Origin of the sequence: Streptomyces rhizosphaerihabitans (assembly GCF_025399795.1) — a bacterium.
Taxonomy (GTDB): domain Bacteria; phylum Actinomycetota; class Actinomycetes; order Streptomycetales; family Streptomycetaceae; genus Streptomyces; species Streptomyces rhizosphaerihabitans.
This window is the reverse complement of the sequence record NZ_JAODTZ010000033.1, coordinates 39818-63508: the sequence shown is the minus strand read 5'-3', so window position 1 is coordinate 63508 and position 23691 is coordinate 39818. Positions and strand designations below refer to the sequence as shown.

General features: G+C 73.2%; 5 protein-coding genes and 1 pseudogene. All 6 read left to right on the top strand.

Going from position 1 to position 23691, the window contains the following annotated elements; genetic code table 11:
* Nucleotides 1-53: 53 nt before the first annotated feature.
* Nucleotides 54-3158, top strand: a complete 3105-nt coding sequence (locus N4G66_RS28560) for a type I polyketide synthase (protein WP_261707110.1) — start codon at nt 54-56, stop codon at nt 3156-3158.
* A gap of 52 nt (nt 3159-3210) precedes the next feature.
* Nucleotides 3211-8847: pseudogene (locus N4G66_RS28550) on the top strand (SDR family NAD(P)-dependent oxidoreductase); the annotation flags it as partial.
* Nucleotides 8848-8856: 9 nt separating this feature from the next.
* The gene (locus tag N4G66_RS28545; protein ID WP_261707109.1) at nt 8857-15543 is read left to right on the top strand and encodes a type I polyketide synthase; all 6687 of its coding nucleotides are present in this window, start codon (nt 8857-8859) and stop codon (nt 15541-15543) included.
* A gap of 5 nt (nt 15544-15548) precedes the next feature.
* The gene (locus N4G66_RS28540) at nt 15549-18695 is read left to right on the top strand and encodes a type I polyketide synthase (RefSeq protein WP_261707108.1); all 3147 of its coding nucleotides are present in this window, start codon (nt 15549-15551) and stop codon (nt 18693-18695) included.
* Nucleotides 18696-18929: 234 nt separating this feature from the next.
* A complete protein-coding gene (locus N4G66_RS28535) occupies nt 18930-22256 on the top strand; it encodes a non-ribosomal peptide synthetase (RefSeq protein WP_315903702.1) in 3327 nt (1108 codons plus the stop codon).
* A 76-nt stretch (nt 22257-22332) separates the two neighbouring features.
* Nucleotides 22333-23691, top strand: a complete 1359-nt coding sequence (ccrA, locus tag N4G66_RS28530) for a crotonyl-CoA carboxylase/reductase (RefSeq protein WP_261707106.1) — start codon at nt 22333-22335, stop codon at nt 23689-23691.

Below are 23691 nucleotides of genomic sequence, written 5' to 3'. Positions count from 1 at the left end.
CAGCGCCGTCAAGAGCCGTACACCGAGGGAACCGGAACCGGAAGGAAACGCGTATGAACGGCGCAGCCGCCGATATCGCCGTCATCGGGATGTCGTGCCGCTTCCCCGGTGTCCACGGCCCGGCCGAGTTCTGGCGCCTGCTGATGGAGGGGAGGTCGACCCTGGCCACGTTCCCCGAGCAGCGGGCGGCCGACGCGAACACGACCTACCTGTCGCACCCGGACGCGGCCACCTTGAACGCGGGTTCCTTCTTCGACTCGATCGACGGGTTCGACGCCGACTTCTTCGCGGCGGGGCCGGCCGAGGCGGCCGCCATGGACCCCGTGCAGCGGCTGGGACTGGAACTCGCCTGGGAGGCCGTCGAGGACGCCCGCGTCCCGGCGGCCGCGCTCGCGGGCCGCGCGATCGATGTCGTGGTCGGCGCCGCGCCCTCCGGGTACGAGCTGCTGCGCAAGCTGTCCGGCAGCGACAGGGACGACCACTACGCCGCGCTCGGCTCCAGCGGTGCGCTGATCGCGAACCGGATCTCCAGCCTGCTGGACGTCCGCGGCATGAGTTTCTGCGCGGACTCGGGGCAGTCCTCCTCCCTCGTCTCGCTGGCGCTGACGTGCGAGCGGATACGGTCCGGCGCCGTCGACATGGCGATCGCGGGCGGTGTGCACCTGATCGTCGATCCGGAGGCGGGAAGCGGCCTGGCGAACCTGGGCGCCCTGTCGCCCGACGGCCGCTGCTTCACCTTCGACGAACGCGCGAGCGGTTTCGCCCGGGGCGAGGGCGGGGCGTTCGTCCTGCTGAAGCGGCTCGACCTCGCCGTCGCCGACGGCGATCACATCTACGCGGTGGTCCGCGGCTGGGGCGTCGCCGGCGGCGGGGCGTCCACCCGGATGCCGGACCCCAGCCCCGGCGGGCAGGCGGCGGCCGTGCTGTCCGCTCTGCAGGGCGCGGCCCTCGCGTTCGACGGCGTCGACTACGTCGAGGCCCACGGCACCGGCACCCGGCTCGGCGACCCGGCCGAGACAGCGGGCCTGCGCGAGGTGTTCCGGGAGAGCGGCCGCAGCCGCCGGCTGGCGATCGGCTCGGTCAAGACGAACGTCGGGCACCTGGAGCCGGCCGCGGGGATCGTCGGCTTCGTCAAGGCCGCGCTCTGTGTGGAGCACGCCCAGCTGGTCCCGAGCCTGAACTTCCGCTCGCCCAACCCCGCCATCCCCGCCTTCCAGGAGGACTTCGAAGTCCTGCGGGCCGCGCGGCCCTGGCCCGGCGAGCCGGGCCGGCCGCGACGGGCCGGGGTGTCGGCGTTCGGCATGGGCGGCACCAACGCGCACGTGATCCTCGAACAGGCCCCCCAGGAGCGGACGGAACCCCGAACCGCGGACGAGGACCCGGCCCTGGCGGATGTCTGCCAGGTGGTGCCGTGGGTGCTGTCGGCGCGCTCGGAGCCGGCCCTGCGGGAGCAGGCGGCACGGCTGCGGGACCTCGTGGCCGCCGACGCGTCGCTGCCGGCGACGGACGTGGGGCATGCGCTGGTGTCGACGCGGTCCTTGTTCGAGCACCGGGCGGTGGTGCTCGCCGGTGACCGCGCCGAGGCGCTGGCGGGCCTCGGCCTGCTGGCGGCGGGCGGCGACGGGGCACGGGCGGTCCGCGGCGTGGCCACGAAATCGGCGGGCCCGGTCGTCTTCGTGTTCCCCGGCCAGGGCTCGCAGTGGCCGGGCATGGGCAGGCAGCTGTACGCGCAGTCGCCGGTCTTCGCGCGCTCGATCGACGACTGCGCGCGGGCGCTGGCGCCGTGGACCGACTGGTCCCTGGTGGACGTGGTGAGCGGCGCACCGTCGGCCGCGTCGCTGGAGCGGGTGGACGTCGTCCAGCCGGCGCTGTTCGCGATGATGGTCTCGCTGGCACAGGTGTGGCGCTCGCTGGGAGTGGTCCCCGACGCCGTGGTGGGGCACTCGCAGGGCGAGATCGCCGCGGCCTGCGTGTCGGGCGCACTCTCGGTCGAGGACGCGGCACGGATCGTCGCCCTGCGCAGCCGGGCCCTGACCGATCTGGCCGGCCTGGGCGGGATGAGCGCGGTGGCCGCGCCCCTGGGCTGGGTCGAGGACCGGCTGGAGCGGTGGTCCGGGCGGCTCTCCGCGGCCGCGGTCAACGGACCGGCGTCGGTGGTGATCTCCGGGGACGACGAGGCGCTGGAGCAGTTCGCCGTGCTGGCCGCCGACGACGGTGTCCGGGTCCGGCGGATCAAGGTCGACTACGCGTCGCACTCCCACCACGTCGAACGCATCCGTGAGCGGGTGCTCGCGGACACCGCGGGTGTCACGCCCAGGCAATCGGGGGTGACGTTCCACTCCACGGTCACCGGGGAACCGCTCGACACCCGGGTGCTCGACGGCTCGTACTGGTACGACAACCTGCGCTCGATGGTGCGTTTCGGCGAGGTCGTCGAAGGCCTGATGCGCGAGGGCGGCGGTGTCTTCGTCGAAGTCAGCCCGCACCCCGTGCTCCAGGTGGCGATGGAGGAGGCCGCCGACACGCTGGCCACTCCGCCGGTCGTGGTGAGCACCCTGAACAAGCACGACGGCAGCGCGGGCACGGTCCTTCAGTCGCTGGCCGAACTGCACGTGCGCGGGGTCCCGGCGGACTGGACGACGGTGTTCGCCGCCGGACGGCCGCACCGAACCGCCCTGCCCACCTACCCCTTCCAGCACCGGCGGTACTGGCTGAGCGCGCTCGCCGGCACCGGCGCCCCGGACACGGGGCCCGCCGCGGGGGCGAACGGCGGGGGCGCCGGCACCAGGGCGGCGGACCTGGGTTCGCCGTCGGCTGTCCTGCATCTCGTGTACGCCGAGACGGCGGCGCTGCTGGGCGCCAAGCACCCGGAGCTGACGGCCGCCGCTCTCGCGGCACGCTCGACCGAGACCTTCAAGCAGCTGGGGTTCGACTCCTCGATGGCGGTGGGGCTGCGCAACCGGCTCGCCGCGGCGGCCGGGGTACGGCTCCCGGCCACCGTCGCGTTCGCCCACCCCACTCCGCACCGGCTCGGGCGCCACCTCTTCTCCCTCCTGGAGCCGCAGGCGCCGAAGGCCGCGGAAACGGTGGAGGAACCGAGTGCGGAAAGCCGCACCGATGACGACCTGTACGCATTGATCGACCGCGGATACGTGTAGCCGCACCTGTTCTTCCGGTCAACTGTTGGGGGAGGCCCTGGTGGAGGATGTCGACAAGCTCCGGTCCTACTTGCGACGCGCCGTCGGCGATGCGCAGGAGCTGCGTGAGCGGGTGCGCGAGCTGGAGGAGTCCGCGCGCGAGCCCATCGCGGTCGTGGGCGTGGGGTGCCGCTTCCCGGGCGGGGTGACGTCCCCCGAAGGGCTGTGGGACGTCGTGTCCGGCGGTGTGGACGCGATGGGCCCCTTCCCGCTGGACCGCGGCTGGGACGTGGAGGCGCTGTACGACCCGGATCCCGAGGCGCACGGCAGGACGTACACCCGCTCGGGCGGCTTCCTGCCGGATCTCGCGGAGTTCGACGCGCCGTTCTTCGGCATCAGCCCGCGCGAGGCGCTGGCGATGGACCCGCAGCAGCGGCTGATGCTGGAGACGTCGTGGGAGGCGCTGGAACGGGCGGGCATCGACCCGGCCGCCCTGCGGGGTTCGGCGACCGGGGTGTTCACCGGGATCTACGCCGTCGACTACGGCCCGCGGATGGGCGGCGGGGCGGGCGGCGAGGTGGAGGGCTTCGCGATCACGGGGAAGTACAACAGCGTGGCCTCGGGCCGGGTGGCCTACGTGCTGGGCCTGGAGGGCCCGGCGGTGTCGACCGACACCGCCTGTTCCTCCTCGCTCGTCGCCGTCCACCAGGCCGTGCGCTCCCTGCGGTCGGGGGAGTGCACGCTGGCACTGGCCGGCGGGGTGTCGACGCTGCCGACCCCGGGGATGTTCGTGGAACTCGCCCGCCAGCGCGGCCTGTCGGTTGACGGGCGGTGCAAGGCGTTCGCCGAGGCGGCCGACGGCACCGGCTTCTCCGAGGGCGCGGGCGTGCTGGTCCTGGAGCGGCTCTCGGACGCCCGGCGCGGCGGGCACCGGATCTGGGCGGTGATCCGCGGCTCGGCGATCAACCAGGACGGGGCGTCCAACGGGCTGAGCGCGCCCAGCGAACCGGCGCAGCAGCGGGTCGTCCGGGCAGCCCTGGCCGATGCCGGGCTGTCGGCCGGCGAGGTCGACGCGGTGGAGGCGCACGGCACCGGCACGAAGCTGGGCGACCCCATGGAGGCGCAGGCGCTGCTGGCCACCTACGGCCAGGACCGGGACCCGCACAGCCCGCTGTGGCTGGGGTCGCTGAAGTCGAACATCGGCCACACGCAGGCCGCCGCCGGCGTCGGCGGCATCATCAAAATGATCATGGCGATGCGGCACGGAGTGCTGCCCAGGACGCTGCACGTGGACCGCCCCTCGAGCCACGTCGACTGGTCGGCCGGAGCGGTGGAACTGCTCACCGAGAACAGGCAGTGGACCAGCGCGGGACGGCCCCGGCGCGCGGGCGTGTCGTCCTTCGGCATCAGCGGCACCAACGCGCACCTGATCCTCGAACAGGCCCCCGAGACCGTAGAGCAGACAGCCAAGACCCCCGAACAGGCACCCGGGACCCTTCAGCAGGCCCCCGAGGAGCAGGACGCCCCGGCCCGCGCGGGCGCCGGCTCCGCCGCCGGCCAGGTGCCCAACGGCGCTCCCTCGGCGGTGCCGTGGGTGCTGTCGGCGCGGTCGGAGCATGCGCTGCGGGAGCAGGCACGGCGGCTGCGGGACAGCGTGGCCGCCGACGCGGACCTGCCGGCCGCGGCCGTGGGGTACTCGCTGGTGACGACACGATCGCTGTTCGAGCACCGCCAGGTGGTGATCGGCGCCGGCCGGGACGAACTGCTCGCCGGCCTGGCCGTCGCCGCCGGCGACGAGAACGGTCCCGCCCGTACGGTGTCCGGCCTCGCCGGGCCGGTGGACCGGACGGTGTTCGTGTTCCCGGGCCAGGGCTCCCAGTGGATCGCGATGGGACGCGAACTCATGGAGTCCTCCCCGGTGTTCGCCGAGCAGATGCGCGCCTGCGCCCAGGCGCTGGAGCCATGGGTGTCCTGGTCGCTGATCGACACCGTGTGCGCGGGACCGCGGGCGGCGGACCTCGACGACGTCGACGTCGTCCAGCCGGTGCTGTTCGCGGTGATGGTGTCCCTGGCGCGGGTGTGGCGCTCGCTGGGCGTGACACCGGACGCCGTGATCGGCCACTCCCAGGGCGAGATCGCCGCGGCCTGCGTCGCGGGCGCCCTGACCCTGCCGGACGCGGCCAAGATCGTCGCCCTGCGCTCCCGCATGCTGGCCACCGTCGCCGGACAGGGCAGCATGGCCGGGATCCTGCTGCCCGAACGCCGGGTGCGGGAACTGCTCAAGCGCTGGAACGGCCGGGTCGTGATCGCCGCCGTCAACGGACCGAACTCGACGACGGTCTCGGGCGAGGCCACCGCGGTCGGGGAACTGGTCGCGGTCTGCGAAGCCGAGGGCGCCCGCGCACGGCTGATCCCCTCCAGCGTCCCCGGGCACTCCCCGCTCATGGACCGGTTCAAGGACCGCCTCCAGGACGAACTGGGCCGCATCACCCCCGCGCCCACGCCGGTGGCGATCTACTCGACCGTGACCGGCGACCTCATCGACCCCGCCGAACTCGCCACCCCCTACTGGTTCCGCAACCTGCGCGAACCGGTCCGGTTCGAGACCGCCATGACCCGCATCATCGAACACCAGCACAGCGCGGTCATCGAGGTCAGCCCGCACCCGCTGCTCGTGATGAACATCCAGGAGATGATCGACACCACCCCCGGCGCCGCCGGATTCGCGGTGGGCTCGCTGCGCCGCGGCGAGGGCGGCCTCACCCGGCTGTACCAGTCGGCGGCCGAGGCCTTCGTGGCCGGCGCCGACGTGTCGTGGCAGGCGGCCTTCCCGGGCCAGGACGGCGGCCGGTGGGTCGAGCTGCCCACGTACGCCTTCCAGCGCAAGCGCTACTGGCTGGACACCCCCGACGAGACCACCACCGCGAGCACCTCGGACCACCCGCTGCTCGACGCCGTGATCGATCTGCCCGACGACGGGGAGCACGGCGGCGTGGTGGCCGGCGGGCGCCTGTCGCTGGAGCGCCACCCGTGGCTCGCCGAACAGGTGGTCCACGGCGCCGTCCTGGCCCCGGCCACGGTGTTGGCGGAACTGGCGCTGTGGGCGGCCCACAAGGCGGGCTGCGACGGAGTCGACGAACTCACCCTGGAAACACCGCTCGTGCTGTCCCGGACGGCCGACCGCGAGATCCGCGTCGTGGTCGACCCCAAGCAGGTGATCAGCGTGCACTCACGGGGCGAGGGCGAAGCCGAGTGGACACGCAACGCCGTCGGCGTCGCCGGATCCGGCACCACGGGAACCCGCGGACGGACAGACCTCACCGCGTGGCCTCCCGCGGGCGCGGCCGCCGTGCCCTTCGAGGACGAATACACCAGGCTGGCCGCCCTCGGCTTCAGCCACGGGCCCCTGCTGCGCGGCCTGAAGCAGGTGTGGCGCCAGGGCGACACCCTGTTCGCCGAGGTGGAACTGCCCGCACCCGACGGCGCGGACCAGGGCCGCTTCCGGATCCACCCCGCGCTGCTGCACGCCGCGCTCCTCCCGGCCGGCCTGGGCCGGTTCGCCGACAACGCCCGGCCCGAGGGCTGGCTGCCGTTCCGCTGCACAGGACTGCGCATCGGCTCCGCCCGGCCGACCGCGCTGCGCGTCGCTCTCGCCCCCGCGGGCGAGAACGCGCTGTCCATGACTCTCGCGGACCAGAACGGAGCACCCGTCGGCTCCGTCGCCTCGCTGAGCCTGCGGCCCGCGGACGTCGAGAAGCTGACCGAGCTCAGCTTCGACCACAAGGACGCGCTGTTCCGGATCGACTGGGTCCCCCTCCCCGTCCCCAGCGGCCACGCCACCGGCCGGTACGCGGTACTGGGCACACCCGACACGCACGCCGCATCCCCGGGACCGGGCGAGGCGCTCTTCGCCGGCCTTGAGGAACTCGCCGCCTCCGGCGGGGAGATACCCCCCGTCGTCATCGCCGCCGTCGACCGCGCGGACGGCGGCGACACACCCGCCGCCCTCGAGCGCAACCTCCACCGGGTGCTGCGGTGGACGAAGGACTGGCTCGCCGACGACCGGTTCTCCGCCTCGCGCCTGGTCGTCGTGACGCGGCAGGCGATCCGCGACGAACACGTTCCCCGCACCGACCCCGCGGCAGCCGCGGTCTGGGGATTCGTGCGCACCGCGCAGACCGAGAACCCGGGCCGCTTCACCCTCGTGGACACCGACGACCAGCCCGCCTCGCGGGCCCTTCTCCCGGCGGCGGCCGCAACCGCAGAGGCCCAGCTCAAGATCCGGGCCGGCACCGTCAGCACCCCCCGACTGGCCCACGCCCACGGCGCGTGGGCCGGCCGCGGGCCCCTCGGCGAGGCACCGGACGGTCCCGCCCTCGGGACCGGGACCGTGCTGATCACCGGCGGCACCAGCGGCCTGGGCGCGCTGCTCGCCCGCCACCTCGTTCAGCGGCACGGCGTGCGCCGACTGGTACTGACCAGCAGGCGGGGGCCGGCGGCCCCGGCCGCGGCGGCACTGCGCGAGGAATTGACCGGGGCGGGGGCGCAGGCCGAGATCGTGGCCTGCGACATCACCAGCCGGGACGCCGTCGCCGCACTCATCGCCGCGGTGCCCTCCGAGCACCCGCTGACCGCGGTGATCCACTGCGCGGCCGTGCTGGACGACGGCGTCGTCGAGGCGCTGACCGAGGACCGCGTGGACGCGGTGCTCGCGCCGAAGGCACACGGTGCCTGGCACCTGCACGAACTGACCGCGCAGCTGGACCTGTCCGCGTTCGTGCTGTTCTCCTCGATCGCCGGTGTGCTCGGAACGGCCGGGCAGGCCAACTACGCGGCGGCCAACGCCTTCCTCGACGCACTCGCCGAAGCCCGCCACACCCAGGGACTGCCCGCCACCTCACTGTGCTGGGGCTTTTGGGCCGAGCGCAGCGAGATGAGCGCCGACATCGGCGACGCGGACGTCGTACGCCTGCAACGCCAGGGCGTGCTGCCGATGTCGTCCCAGGAGGGCCTCGCGCTCTTCGACGCGGCGATCTTCGCGGACGAACCGGTGCTGGTGCCCGTGCGCCTGAACCTCCCGGCACCGGGCGCCCCCGCCGCCGGACACACGCTCTCGCCGCTCCTGCGCGGCCTGACCCCGGCACCCGGCGGCCCGGCGGGCCCGGAGCCCGCCGGCATCGACCTCGCCCAGCAGGTGAGGTCGCTGGCGCCGGCCGACGCCGAGGCGGTGCTCCTGGACGCCGTACGGGCGCAGACCGCGACCGTCCTCGGCCACGCCGACCCCGCCCGGATCGCGCCCGCCGCGGCGTTCAAGGAACTGGGCATCGACTCGCTCACCGCGCTGGAACTGCGGAACAAGCTGGCGGCGGTGACCGGCCTGAAACTGCCCGCCACGCTCGTCTTCGACCACCCGAACCCGAGCGCCCTCGCCCAGTTCCTCAGCGCCGGTATCAACCCCGGCCCCGGTCCCGGCCCCGAATCGCCCACCGATCGCCTGGCCAAGGAGATCGAGCAACTGGGCGCCCGGCTCGAGGACGCGTTCCTCGAACTCGCGGAGAACGACAAGGCCACCATTTCCACTCTGCTCGGCGAGCTGCAGGGCCGAGTCCGTTCGCTGGTGAGCGCCGGATCACCGGTCGCCATCGTCGACCAGATCAGTTCGGCCTCGGCGGGAGACCTTCTCGCGCTGCTGGACAAAGAGCTCGGCTAGGGGAGAGCGATGACGCACGACAACAACGCCGATGTCCTCGACTACCTCAAGCGGACATCGATCGAGCTGATCGAGACACGCAAGCGCCTCAAGGAGCTGACGGACGCCGCCGCCGAGCCCATCGCGGTGGTGGGCGTCGCCTGCCGCTTCCCCGGCGGCGCCGCCTCCCCGGAGGCGCTGTGGGACCTGGTGCGGGCGGGCGCGGACGCCGTGTCGGACTTCCCCGACGACCGCAACTGGGACCTGGAGGGCCTGTACGACCCGGATCCGGACCGGCCGGGCACCTGCTCCACACGCTCGGGCGGATTCCTGCACGACGCGGGCGACTTCGACGCCGAATTCTTCGGGATCAACCCGCGCGAGGCGCTGGCCGCCGACCCGCAGCAGCGGCTGCTCCTGGAGACCGCGTGGGAGTCCCTGGAGCGGGCCGGTATCGACCCGCAGACCCTGCGCGGCAGCAGCACCGGCGTCTTCGCCGGTCTCGCGTACTTCGGCTACGGCAACCACTTCTTCACCCCCGAGCCCATCTCGGGCTACGCGCAGACCGGTTCCCTGCTGAGCGTGGCGTCCGGCCGGGTGTCGTACACGCTGGGGCTTGAGGGCCCGGCGGTGTCGACCGACACCGCGTGCTCCTCGTCGCTGGTGGCGGTGCACCAGGCGGTGCAGTCGCTGCGGCAGGGCGAGTGCGGCCTCGCGCTGGCCGGCGGCGTCACCGTCGTGGCGATGCCGCAGGTGTTCCGGGAGATGTCGCGCCAGCGCGGCCTGGCCGAGGACGGCCGGTGCAAGGCGTTCGCCGACGCCGCCGACGGCACCGGCTTCGCCGAGGGCGTCGGCATGCTGGTCCTGCAGCGGCTCTCGGACGCCCGGCGGGCCGGGCACCGGATCTGGGCGGTGATCCGCGGCTCGGCGATCAACCAGGACGGGGCCTCCAACGGACTGACCGCGCCGAACGGGCCCGCGCAGCAGCGGGTCATCCGGGCGGCGCTGGCGAACGCCCGGGTCCAGGCGAGCGACGTGGACGTGGTGGAGGCGCACGGCACCGGCACGACACTGGGCGACCCCATCGAGGCGCAGGCGCTGCTGGCCACCTACGGCCAGGACCGGGACCCGCACAGCCCGCTGTGGCTGGGGTCGCTGAAGTCGAACATCGGCCACACACAGGCCGCCGCCGGCGTCGGCGGCATCATCAAAATGATCATGGCGATGCGGCACGGAGTGCTGCCCAAAACACTGCACGTGGACCGCCCCTCGACCCACGTCGACTGGTCGGCCGGAGCGGTGGAACTGCTCACCGAGGCCCGGCCGTGGCCGAGCACACCGGGACGGCCCCGGCGGGCCGGCGTGTCCAGCTTCGGGGCCAGCGGCACCAACGCGCACCTGATCCTCGAGCAGGCCCCCGAGACCGTGGAGCAGGCACCCGAGGAAGGGACCGCGCCCGGGCAGGACACGGCACCCGCGCAGGGGACCGCGCCCGGCGCCGACGGTCAAGTGCCGGGCGGTGCGGGCGGGTTGGTGCCATGGGTCGTCTCGGCACGGTCGGAGCAGGCGCTGCGGGCCCAGGCGCGCAGGCTGCGCGACTTCGCCGCCGCCGGCACCGACCTGGACATCGCCGACGCCGGCTGGTCGCTGGTGTCGAGCCGGGCCCGGTTCGAACACCGCGCGGTGGTGCTGGGCCGCGACCGGGACGAGCTGCTGAGCGGACTTGCGGCGCTGAGCGAGGGCACCGAGTCCGCCGCGGTGGTGCGCGCCGTCGCCGGGGAACTCGGCGGATCCGTCTTCATGTTCCCCGGGCAGGGCGCGCCATGGGCCGGTGCGGCACGGCAGCTGTACGACACCTTCCCCGTCTTCGCGCAGAGCCTCGACGAGACCTGCGCACGCTTCGACGCCCACCTTCCCTTCGAGCTCAAGCCCGTCCTCCTCGCCGACGATCCCGCGGACCGCGAACGGACGGACATCGCACAGCCGGCGCTGTTCACCCTGCAGGTCGCCCTGTACCGGCTGCTGGCGAAGTACTGCCCGCGGCCGGACCGCCTGATCGGCCACTCCGTCGGCGAGATCGCCGCCGCCCACGTGTCCGGAGTCCTCGGCCTGGACGCCGCGACCCGGCTCGTGGCCGCACGCGGACGGATCATGCAGACGGTCACCGAACGCGGCGCCATGCTGGCCGTCCGCGCCTCGCAAGCCCAGGTGAGCGCGCTGCTCGGCTCCTACGACCGCGTCGGCGTCGCCGCCGTCAACGGCCCGGAATCGGTGGTGGTCTCGGGACTGCGCGAGCAGGTCCACGCCCTGCGGGACCGGCTCGTCGCCGACGGCACATCGGCCAAACTGCTCAAGGTCGACCACGCCTTCCACTCCCCGCTCATGGACCCGGTCCTCGACGAGTTCGCGGCGGCGATCCCCGAACTGCCCGCGGGCGAGATGACGGTCCCGATCGTCTCGACCCGGCTGGGCCGCGAGGCGACGCTCCAGGAACTGACGTCCGCCGCGTACTGGGTCGACCACGTCCGCGAACCCGTCCGCTTCTACGACGCCGTGGAGTGCGCCCGTGCGGCCGGTGCCGGCGTCTTCCTCGAAGTGGGCCCGGGAGCGACGCTCGCGGGCATCACCCAGGAGGTCTTCACGGGTGAGGGCGTGCACGATGCGCTGGTCCTGTCGTCGTCACGGCGCGACCGCGGCGGCCCGCAGGCACTGATCACCGCCCTGGCGCAGCTGCACGTGCGGGGCGGGTCCGTGGACTGGGACGCCCTGTTCGGGACGCGCCGGCTCGTGGACCTTCCGACGTACGCGTTCCAGCGGCAGCGGTACTGGATGGACTTCCTGGCCGGGATGGAGTCGGCGGACGTCGCCTCCGCCGGCCTGTCGGCCCCGCAGCACCCGCTGCTCGGCGCCGTGGTGGAGCACCCCGGCACCGGCGAGGCGGTGTTCACCGGCCGGTGGTCCCTGCGCACCCACGACTGGCTGGCCGACCACGCCGTGTTCGGTGCGGTCGTCGTACCGGCCACGGCCTACCTGGACCTGGCGCTGTCGGTGGGCGAGCACGTCGGGTGCGGCGCGGTCGAGGAACTCACCCTGGAAGTCCCCCTGATCCTCCCCGACGCGGGCGACGTGCAGATACGGATCGTCGCCGGCGCGGCGGACGGGACGGGACGCCGCCCGCTGGACGTGTACTCGCGCCCCGGCGACGACAGTGGGGCGGCGGACGGCTGGACCCGCCACGCGATGGGCAACCTCGCACCGACCGCACCGACCGCACCGACCGCACCTGGCGCGCCGCGGACGGCCGCGGGAGCGGGCGATGCGCGACCGCTCGCCGTGTGGCCGCCGGCCGGCGCCCGCCGGATCGGCATCGACGGCCTCTACGACACCTTCGCGGACGCCGGGTTCGACTACGGTCCGGCGTTCCGGGGCCTGCGGGAGGTCTGGCAGCACGGTGACGACCTCTTCGCCCTCGCCACCCTGCCGGAGAGCGCCGAGAGCCCGGCCGGTGACGGATTCGCCCTGCATCCGGCCCTGATGGACACCGTCCTGCACGCGGTGGTGGCCGGCGGTGTCATCGAGGTGACGGGCGAGCGGGGCTGGATGCCCTTCTCGTGGTCGGGCGTGGACCTGGCCGGGCCGTGCGGGACGAGCGTGAGGGTCCGCCTCTCCCCGGCCGGCGAAGGCGCCGTGTCGGTGACGGTCGCCGACGAACACGGCCGCGGGATCGCGCACGTCGAGGCGCTGACGTTCCGCCCGGCCGGCGCCGAGCAGGTGCGCGCGGCACGCGGCGGGCAGCAGCCGCTGTACGAACTGCAGTGGCGCCCGGCCCACCACAGCGGGCGGGAGACCCACCGCGGACGGTGGGGCGTCCTCGGCGCGCACAACGGCCTGGCCTCCCGGCTGCTCGCGGCGGGCGGGGAGAGCGCCGTCTTCTACGCGTCCCTGGACGCCGTCCTTGCGCAGGAGGCACCGGCACCCCGGCACATCGTCCTGTGCCTGGACGACTTCACCCCCGCCGCCCCCGATCCGCTCGCCACCATCGCCGGCGCGGACCGGCACGTCCTGGACTCGCTCCAGCGCTTCCTCGCCGAGGAGGCGCTCGCCGCATCCACCCTGGTGGTCCTCACCCGCCTGGCCCAGGACACCGGCGCGGGCGAGAGCGTCGAAAGCCTCCCCGGCGCGTCCGTGTGGGGCCTGATCCGGTCCGCCCAGACCGAGCACCCCGGCAGGTTCCGCCTGGTGGACACCGATGACCGGGAGACGTCCCTCACCCGCCTCCCGGACGCGTTCGCCCTCGGCGAGGACCAACTGGCGCTGCGCGACGGCGCGTACCTCGTCCCCCGCCTGGCGCCGGCCTCACCCGCGGACCACCGGATCGAGCCCCCGGCGGCGGCCGGCCCGCACCGGCTCGGCATCCCGAGCAAGGGGACGCTGGAGAACCTGACCTGGGTGCCGTGCCCCGAGGTGGAAACGCCCCTGACGAGCGGTCAGGTCCGCATCGCCGTGCAGGCGGCCGGCCTCAACTTCCGCGACGTCACGATCGCACTGGGACTGGTGGACCGCACGGCCATCGACGCCGGGCTCGGCAGCGAGGGCGCCGGAGTCGTGCTGGAGGTGGCGGACGACGTGACCCGTCTTTCGCCCGGTGACCGGGTGACCGGCATCTTCACCGGCGCCTTCGGCCGCACAGCCGTGGCGGATCACCGCATGCTCATGCCCATCCCCGACGGGTGGAGCTACGCCGAGGCGGCGTCCGTGCCGTGCACCTTCCTCACCGCTTACCACGGGCTGTTCCGCGTGGCGAACCTCAAGAAGGGGCAGCGGATCCTCATCCACGCCGCGGCGGGCGGCGTCGGCATGGCCGCCGTCCAACTGGCCCGGCACGCCGGCGCCGAGATCTACGCCACCGCGAGCCCGGCCAAGTGGCCCGTCCTGCGCGGCCTGGGACTGGACGAGACGCACCTGGCGTCCTCCCGCGACCTGGACTTCGCCCAGAAGTTCCTGCACTCCTCGGGCGGCCACGGTGTCGACGTCGTCCTGAACTCCCTCGCGCACACCTTCGTCGACGCCTCGCTGAACCTGCTCCCCGACGGCGGACACTTCGTCGAGATGGGCAAGACGGACATCCGCGACCCCCACCAGGTGGCGGCCGGCCACCCCGGAGTCGACTACCGGGCCTTCGACCTCTACGAGGCGGGCCCGGACGCGATCCACGCGATGTTCCGGACCGTCATGGAACTGTTCGCCGACGGGCGCGTGCAGTTGAACCCGGTCTCCCTGCGCGACATCCGCGACGCGCGCAAGGCGTTCCGCGAGATGAGCCAGGGCCGCCACGTCGGCAAACTGGTCCTCGAGGTCGGCGGCGGCTTCGGCGGCGGCACCGTACTGGTCACCGGCGGCACCGGGGGAGTGGGCTCGCTCGTGGCACGCCACCTCGTCGCCGAACACGGCGTACGCAGCCTGCTGCTGGCGAGCCGCCACGGGGGCGCGGCCGACGGGGTGCCCGAACTCGTCGCGGACCTGCGGGACGCGGGCGCGGAGGTACGGGTCGTGGCCTGCGACGTCGCGGACCGGGCCGCCGTCGCGGACCTCCTCGCGGACCTGCCCGGCCGCCACCCGCTGACCGCGGTCGTCCACGCCGCCGGTGTACTCGCCGACGGCACCGTCGAGTCACTGACCGCGCAGAGCCTGGACCACGTGCTGCGCGCCAAGGCCGGCGGCGCACTCAACCTGCACGAACTGACCCGCGAACACACCCTGTCGGCGTTCATCCAGTTCTCCGCCCTCGCGGGCACCCTCGGCACCGCGGGACAGGCCAACTACGCCGCGGCGAACGCCTTCCTGGACGGCCTGGCCGTGCAGCGCAGGGCAGCCGGCCTGGCCGGCACCTCACTGTGCTGGGGCTGGTGGGAACAGAGCAGCGGCATGACCGGGGACCTGGACCGGGCCGACCTGTCCCGGCTGCGGCGGACGGGCATCGCCGCGATGCCCACCCCCGAGGCACTGGCCCTGTTCGACGCGGCGTGCGCGATGGGCAAACCGGTCCTCGTCCCGGCCCGGGTCGACATCGCCGCCCTGCGCAACAAGAACGGCGACGAGGTGGCGCCGCTCCTGCGCGGCCTCGCCGACGGCGGCCGGCCACGCCGCACCAGGGCGGGCACGGCCAAGGACGGCGGCTCGCCCGACCTGACCGCAAGACTGACCGCCCTGCCGGCCGGCGAGGCACAGACAGCCGCCCTGGACTGGATCCGCGACCAGGTCGCCATCGTGCTCGGACACCCCTCCAGCGCCGTCGTCGACGCCGACCAGGCCTTCACCCAGCTCGGATTCGACTCGCTGACCGCGGTCGAACTGTGCAACCGCCTCGCTGCCTCGACCGGACTGCGCCTGCCGACCACCCTCATCTTCAGCTACCCGACCCCCCGCGAACTGGGCGAGCACCTCGTCGGCCTGCTGCGCCCGGCACCGGACACCGGCCCGGACACAGGCGCGGCCCAGGCCGCCGATGACGCCGGGATCCGGGAAGTGCTGCGCACCGTCTCGATCGACAGCCTGCGCAGCGCGGGCGTCCTGGAGCTGGTCCTGGCGTGCGCCGGCCCGCCCCGGCCGGACGGCCACGCACCGGCCGCGGACACGGGCACGGACACCGGCGCGGACGAACTGTCGGACCTGGACCTGGAAGCACTGGTCGACCTGGCCCTGGACGAGAAGAGGTAGAAGGAATGACCAACTCCGCGGATCGCACGGCGGACGGCGCGGACCGGGTCCAGCGCGCGCTGCGCACCCTGCTGGAGGAGCGCGACCGCCTCCGGCAGGAGAACGACGCCCTGAAAGCCGGCCGCGGCGAGCCGATCGCCGTGGTGGCCATGGCATGCCGCTACCCCGGAGGCGTGTCCTCGCCCGAGGAACTGTGGGACGTGATCCGCGACGGCCGCGACGTCGTGGGCGAGTTCCCGCAGGACCGCGGATGGCGGGACGTGTACGACCCGGATCCCGACACCGTCGGCAGCTCGTACGTGCGCCACGGCGGGTTCCTGACGGACGTGGCCGGCTTCGACGCGGACTTCTTCGGCATCAGCCCGCGGGAGGCGCTGGCCACCGATCCGCAGCAGCGCCTGCTGCTGGAGACGTCGTGGGAGGTCTTCGAGCGGGCCGGCATCGTTCCCGCCGCCGTACGCGGGTCCGACGTCGGCGTCTTCACCGGGGTGAGCTCGTCCGAGTACGGCTCACGCTTCCTGGAGGGCAGCAAGAACGAACTGGAGGGCTACCTGCTGCACGGCAGCACGCTGAGCGTCGCGTCCGGCCGGGTGGCGTACGAGCTGGGGCTGACCGGGCCGGCGGTGTCGGTGGACACCGCGTGCTCGTCGTCACTGGTCGCCCTGCACCTGGCGGCGCAGTCACTGCGGGCGGGCGAGTGCTCGCTCGCGCTGGCGGGCGGGGCGCTGGTGATGTCGACGACCGAACTCTTCGTGGAGTTCTCCCGCCAGGGCGGTCTGGCGGCCGACGGCCGCTGCAAGTCCTTCGCCGACAGCGCCGACGGGACCGGCTGGGCCGAGGGCGTGGGCGTACTGCTCCTCGAACGGCTCTCCGACGCCCATCGCAACGGCCACCCGGTACTGGCCGTCCTGCGCGGTTCCGCGGTCAACCAGGACGGCGCCAGCAACGGGCTGACCGCCCCCAACGGCCGCGCCCAGGAGAAGGTGATCCTCAAGGCACTGGCGAACGCGGGCGTCGCCCCCCGCGAGGTGGACCTGGTCGAGGCTCACGGCACCGGAACCGTGCTGGGGGATCCCATCGAGGCGGGCGCGCTGCTGGCGACCTACGGGAAGGACCGCGCCGAGGGCAGGCCGCTGTGGCTGGGGTCCATGAAGTCGAACATGGGCCACGCCCAGGCCGCCGCCGGGGTCGCCTCCGTCATCAAGGCCGTGATGGCCCTGCGCCACAAGTACCTGCCCAAGACCTTGCACGTGGACGCGCCCTCCCAGCACGTGGACTGGTCCTCGGGCAAGGTCGAACTGCTGGTTCAGGGGCGTGAGTGGACCCGGTCCGGCACTCCCCGGCGGGCCGGGGTGTCCTCGTTCGGCGTCAGCGGCACCAACGTGCACATGATCCTCGAAGAGGCCGCACAGCAAGAGGCCGCACAGGAGGAGCCGGCGGAGCCGCCGGACGGGCACGGCCCGGACGCTGCCGTCGTCGGCGGCCTGGTGCCGTGGGTGATATCGGGCAAGAGCGCGAAGGCCCTGGAGCGGCAGGCGGGCAGACTGCGCGATGCCGTCGCCGCCGACGAGAGCCTGGACGTCGCCGACGTCGGCTGGTCGCTGGTGTCGAGCCGGGCCCGGTTCGAGCACCGCGCGGTGGTGCTGGGCCGCGGCCGGGACGAACTGCTGCACGGACTGGCGTCGTTGAGCGGCGGCCCGGACTGTGCCGGGGTGGTCCGCGGCGCGGCCGGGAACCTCGGCGGTGTCGTCTTCATGTTCCCCGGGCAGGGCTCGCAGTGGGTCGGCATGGGCCGCCAGCTCTACGACGCCTTCCCCGTCTTCGCGCGCAGCCTCGACGCCTGTGCGGCCGCCCTGGCCGAGTGGACCGACTGGTCGCTGCTCGACGTGGTGCGCGGTGCGGAGGGGGCGCCGGCCCTGGACCGGGTGGACGTGGTGCAGCCGGCGCTGTTCTCGGTGATGGTGTCCCTGGCCGCCCTGTGGCGGTCCTGGGGTGTGGAACCGGCCGCGGTGGTGGGCCACAGCCAGGGCGAGATAGCCGCCGCCCACGCATGCGGCGCGCTGTCCCTGCGGGACGCCACCAAGATCGTGGCGCTGCGCAGCAAGGCGCTGATGGACCTGATCGGCCACGGCGGGATGGCATCGGTCGCGGAGTCCGAGGACGTCGTGACCGAGCGGCTGGCTCCGTGGAGCGGGCGGGTGAGCGTCGCCGTGGTCAACGGCCCCCGCTCCGTGGTCGTGTCCGGGGAACCGGACGCCCTCGACGAGTTCGTCGAGAAGATGAAGGCCGAAGGCGCTCAGGCCCGGCGCATAGCGGTCGACTACGCCTCCCATTCCCACCAGGTGGCCCGGGTCCGCGAAAAGGTGACCGGCTCCCTGTCCGACGTGAGCCCGGCATCGTCGCACCTGCCCTTCTACTCCACCCTGTACGGCGAGATCATCGACACCGCCGGGCTGGACGCCGACTACTGGTACAACAACCTGCGCGAGAAGGTCCGCTTCGAATCGTCCGTACGCCGGCTGGCCGAGGACGGATTCCGGGTCTTCATCGAGATGAGCCCGCACCCCGTGCTGACCGTCCCGGTGCAGGAGATGGTCGAGGACGTGGACGACGCGCTGGTCCTGTCGTCCTCGCGGCGCGGCAGGGGCGAGGTGGAGGCCGTGCTCGGCTCGCTGGCCGGGCTGCACGTGCGGGGCGGATCCGTGGACTGGGACGCCCTGTTCGGGACCCGCCGGCGGGTGGACCTTCCGACGTACGCCTTCCAGCGGCAGCGGTACTGGCTGAACTCCTCGCACGCGGCGGCGGTGGCGGCGCAGGTGTCCTCACCGGAGCCCGCCGCCGACGACGACCACTGCGTCCCCCTGGCGGAGAGGATCTCCGTCCTGTCCGACTCCGACGCGAAGGCACTCGTCCTCGACCACGTCCTGGAGAAGGTCGCCGTCGTCCTCGGACATCCCTCCGGCGAATCGGTCGACCCCGACCAGGAGTTCAAGGAGTACGGATTCGACTCGATGCTGTCGGGAGAACTCAGCAAACGCCTGACCGCGTCGACCGGACTCAAACTGAGGGCGAATCTGGTGCTGCGGCACCCGTCGTCACGACGGATCGCCGGCCACATCGTGTCCCTGATGGCCACCGGCGCTCCCCAGTGAAATCCCCGAGCTCCCCGAAATCTGCGAGCTCCCCGAAACCTGTGTGTTCTTCGAACTCTCCGGACTCTGCGATCTGCTCTGCGAAATTCCCGAACTCGCCGCGCTCCGGGCGCTGTTGTGCCCGGCGGGAGTGTCCCGCCGGCGGGACACCGCAAGCCCGGCCGCGGCCTGTCCCGCCGGGAATCAAGTTGTCTTGAACGGCTGACCCACCCCCCGGACCATGGGGAGTGATCTGTGAATTCCTCCGGTATTCCGGGCCTGTTTGTCGAGGGGTTGATCTCTGTGCGTTCGTTCGGTGCGTCGTCTGCGCATAAAGGCATGTGGCGGGCGCAGGAAATGGCTCCCGACACGCCGAACCATGCGCTGACCATGTGGGACGTGGACGGTGAACTGGACGCGGCGGTCATCGAATCCGCGTTCCTGCACGTGCTGGGAGAGGCGGAGATACTGCGCGTCAACTTCGCCGACGACGGCGGCGGACTGCGCTACACCCCCCGCGAACTGGGGGACTGGCGGCCCTTCTTCCTCGACCTGAGCGCCGAGGCCGACCCCGAGCAGGCGGCCCGCGAAGCCCTGGCCGAGATGGTGCGCCGGCCGTTCGACCTGGAACGGGACCTGCTGTTCCGGCTCGGCGTGGTCCAACTCGCGCCCAGCCGCTCCCTCCTGGTGATCGCCTACCACCACCTCATCTCCGACGGGTTCGGCGCGGGCGGCCTGCTCTCCAAGCGCCTCGCCGAGGTGTACACGGCGCTGGCGCGCGGCGAGCGGGTACCGCGGCTGCCGCACCCGTGGGACGCCGAGTCGTTCGCCACCGAGGCGAGTGACTACCTCGCCTCCGAGAAGTTCACCGAGGACACGCGGTTCTGGCGCGACTACCTGAAAGACGCGCCCGCGCCCGCGCAAGTCCCGCGCGTCGCCCTGTCCGACGCGCAGCGCTCCGCACTGTCCGAGCCGATGAGCAGCGCCGACCGCTGGTCGGAGGTGGCCGAGACCATCGGCATGGTGAGCCGGACCCTGACCGTTGCCCGCGCCGAGGCGGACGTGTGGACCGAGACCGCGCAGTCCATGGGCCTGTGGATGTCGCAACTGCTGACCGCTGCCGCCGCGGTGTTCCTGAGGCACCGCTGCGACCGCCCGGAATTCCTCCTCTCCCTGGCCGTCGGCAACCGGGTCGGCGTCGCCGGCCGCACCCCCGGCCTGGCGGTCAACGTGGTCCCGGTACGGGCGCGGATCGACCTCGGCGCGACCTTCACCGAGGTCGCCGAGGCACTCGTCGACGAGACGTACGAGATCATCGGCCACACCGCCTGCCACTACTCGGACATCCAGCGCGCGAGCGGAACCGCCCTGAGCGGCCGCGGCAGTTACGGCGCCGTCGTCAACGTCGTCGAGTTCGTGGAGCAGCTCCGCTTCGGCGACAGCCCGGCCCGCTACTCCGGCGCCACGACCGGGACCTTCGAGGAACTGTCGATCGGCGTCTACACCGACGGCAGCCCCGACAGCGACCTGTTCATCCGGCTCGACGCCCCCGCCCGCCTGTACCACCGCGCGGAACTGCGCTTCATCGGCGAGGAGTTGATCGACCACATCCGTGCCGTGGTGGCCGACGGCTCCCGCCCGGTGGGCGCGCTGGACGTGGTCGGCGGCGCCGGGCGCGAGCAGGTGCTGACGGCACCGGACGCCACGGCCGCGCCGCTTTTGGGACTGACGGTTCCCCAGCTGTTCGCCCGGCAGACGGAGCAGGATCCCGACGCCGTCGCCCTGGTCTTCGGCGACACCGCGCTCTCGTACCGGGAACTGGACGAGCGCTCGGACCGGCTGGCCCGGGCGCTGCGCCGCCGGCACCTGGGACCCGAGACGGTCGTGGCGGTGGCGCTGCCCCGGTCGCTGGACCTCGCCGTCGCCCTGCTGGGCGTGGTCAAGGCGGGTGCGGCCTATCTGCCGATCGACCCGGCGGCGCCGGCCGGGCGCATCGGGCCGCGGATCGCGGCGGCCTCGGCCCGCGCCCTGCTCACCGACGCGGCGACGGCCGAACTCCTCGGCGCGGGCCTGGACATTGAGGCGATCGCGTTCGACGACCTCACCCCCGACACCCCCCACAACGACAGCGGCACCCCCCACAACGACAGCGGCACCCCCCACAACGACAGCGACACCGCGCCCGGATCCCCCCTCCCGCCGCACCGGGACAGCCTGCTGGCCGTGCTGTACGACTGCGCGACGCCCGGCGCGGACACCGGAGTCGGGGTCACGCACCGCAACATGGAACGGTTCGTCCTGGACCACCACTGGCGGGAAGCCGGCCCCACCACCGTGCTGTGGCACACACCGCACACCTCCGACGCACTCGCCCTCGAACTGTGGGCACCCCTGCTCAACGGCGGCCGGGTGGTCGTCGCACCCCCCGGCGAACTCGACGCCGAGGCGCTGCCCGACGTACTGACCGCGGCGCGCGCGACGCACGAGATCTCCACGGTGTGGCTGCCCGCGCACCTGTTCTCGGCGATCGCAGCACAGCGCCCCGACTGCCTCGCCGGACTGCGCGAGGTGTGGACCGGCGGCGACCGCGTGTCCGCGGCCGCGCTGCGCCGGGTCCGCGAGGCCTGCCCCGGCCTGACGATCGTCAACGGCCACGGCCTGAGCGAAGCGACCGTGTTCGCCGCCTGCCACCGCCTGCCCGCGAACGAACCGGTGCGCCACGCGGGCACACTCGGCCGCCCGACGGACCACACCGCCCTGTACGTCCTCGGCCCGGGGCTCGCGCCGGTCCCCGTCGGCGTGAGCGGCGAACTGTACGTCGCCGGGCCCGGCGTGGCGCGCGGATACCCCGGACGCCCCGCAGAGACCGCCGGGCGCTTCGTGCCCTGCCCGTTCGGACCGCCCGGCAGCCTCATGCACCGCACCGGGGACCGGGTGCGCTGGGGCACCGACGGCCGCCTCGAGTACGTGGCCCGGGCCGGCACCCAGGCGGACGTACGCGGGGTACGGGTCGAGCCGGCCGAGGTCGAGGAGGTGCTGTCCGAACACACCGCGCTCGCGCAGTCGGTCGTGGCCGTCCGCCGGGACAGCTCGGGACAACAGCGCCTGGTGGCCTATGTCGTCCCGGCCCGCGACCAGGCCGTCTCGGGCGACGAACTGCGCCGGTTCGCCGCCGGCTGGCTGCCGGAGTCCATGGTCCCGACGGTGTTCACGGTCCTTGAACGCCTGCCGGTGACAGCGGGCGGACGGGTGGACCGGGCCGCGTTGCCGGAGCCCGTGTTCGACGAGGGCAGGTACCGGGCACCGCGCAACGACACCGAACGGGTCCTGGCCGCGGCGTTCGCCGACGTCCTCGAACTGGACCGGGTGGGCATCGACGAGGACTTCTTCGACCTCGGCGGCAACTCGCTGCGGGCGATCCGGCTGGTCGGCCTGATCCGCGCGGAGCTGAAGCAGGAGGTCTCCATCCGCAGGCTGTTCGCGGCCCGCACCGTCATCGGCCTGTCGGACATGTGGAAGGACCTGGGCCGGTCCAGCAGGCCGAGCCTGAGCCGGCGCACGAAGGAGGGCGCGGTCCTCTGAGCACGGTCCCCTTCGAGCACGGTCCGCCGCTCATCCGCTTTCCCGTCAGCGGGGTCTCGGGAGGAGAAAGCACATCGTGGATTCTTTGGCACAAGCCCTGCTGTCCGGGGCCGGCCCGGACGAGATCGGGCGATACGAGCTTCCGTCGCACTACGAGGCCGCACATCTGCTGGCCTCGGACCTCGGCATGTTCGACGGCGTGCAGGACAACGACGTCCGCAAGTCGCTGCACGTCGGGCAGGTCCCCATGCCGGACCTCGCTCCGGACGAGGTGGTCGTCGCCGTCATGGCGAGCTCCATCAACTACAACACGGTGTGGTCGGCGACGTTCGAACCGGTGCCCACCTTCGAGTTCCTCAAGCGCGGTGCCCGCCAGGGCGGCTGGGCCGCCCGGCACGACCTGCCGTACCAGGTGGTGGGATCCGACGCGGCCGGCATCGTCGTACGGGTCGGCGCCGGCGTACGGCACTGGAAGCCGGGCGACCACGTCGTCGCCAGCTGCGTCCAGGTCGACGAGCAGGAACCGGCGACCCACGCCGACGCGATGCTCGGCGCCGGACAGCGGATCTGGGGCTACGAGACGAACTTCGGCGGCCTCGCCCACTACGCGGTGCTGCGCGCGAGCCAGCTGCTGCCCAAACCGGCACACCTGACCTGGGAGGAGTCCGCGGGTGTACTGCTGACCGCGGCGACGTCGTACCGGATGCTGGTCGGGGACAACGGCGCCCGGATCAAACAGGGCGACGTCGTGCTCATCTGGGGAGCCACCGGCGGCCTCGGCGCGTTCGCGGTGCAGATGGTCAAGAACGCGGGCGGTATCGCCGTCGGCGTGATCGGCTCCGAGCACAAGGCCCAGGCACTGCGCCGCCTCGGATGCGATGTGGTGATCAACCGGAGCGAGATCGGCATGGGCGGCGACAGCGCGCCCACCCCGCAACGCACGATCGAACTCGGCAAGCGGCTCGGGCGGGAGATCCGCCGCCACGTCGGCGAGGACCCGCACGTCGTGTTCGACTACGTCGGACGGGCGACCTTCGGGATCTCGGTGTTCGTCGTCCGCAAGGGCGGCACCGTCGTCACCTGCGGATCGAGCACCGGCTACGACCACCACTTCGACAACCGCTACCTCTGGATGAACCTCAAGCGCATCCTGGGCAGCCACGCCGCCAACCTCCACGAACAGGCCGAATGCAACCGCCTCTTCCGGCTCGGGCACCTCTCTCCCGTCCTGTCCGAGGTGTTCGCGCTGAAGGACGTCGGCGAGGCCGCACGGCTGGTCCAGACGAACCGGCACACCGGAAAGGTCGGCGTGCTCTGCCTCGCACCCCGGGAAGGACTCGGCGTCACCGATCCCGCCCTGCGGGAGAAGATCGGGGCCGCGCGGCTCAACCCCCTGCGCGATCTCGGCGCACCCGGCTCCGCGGAGGCGTCCTGA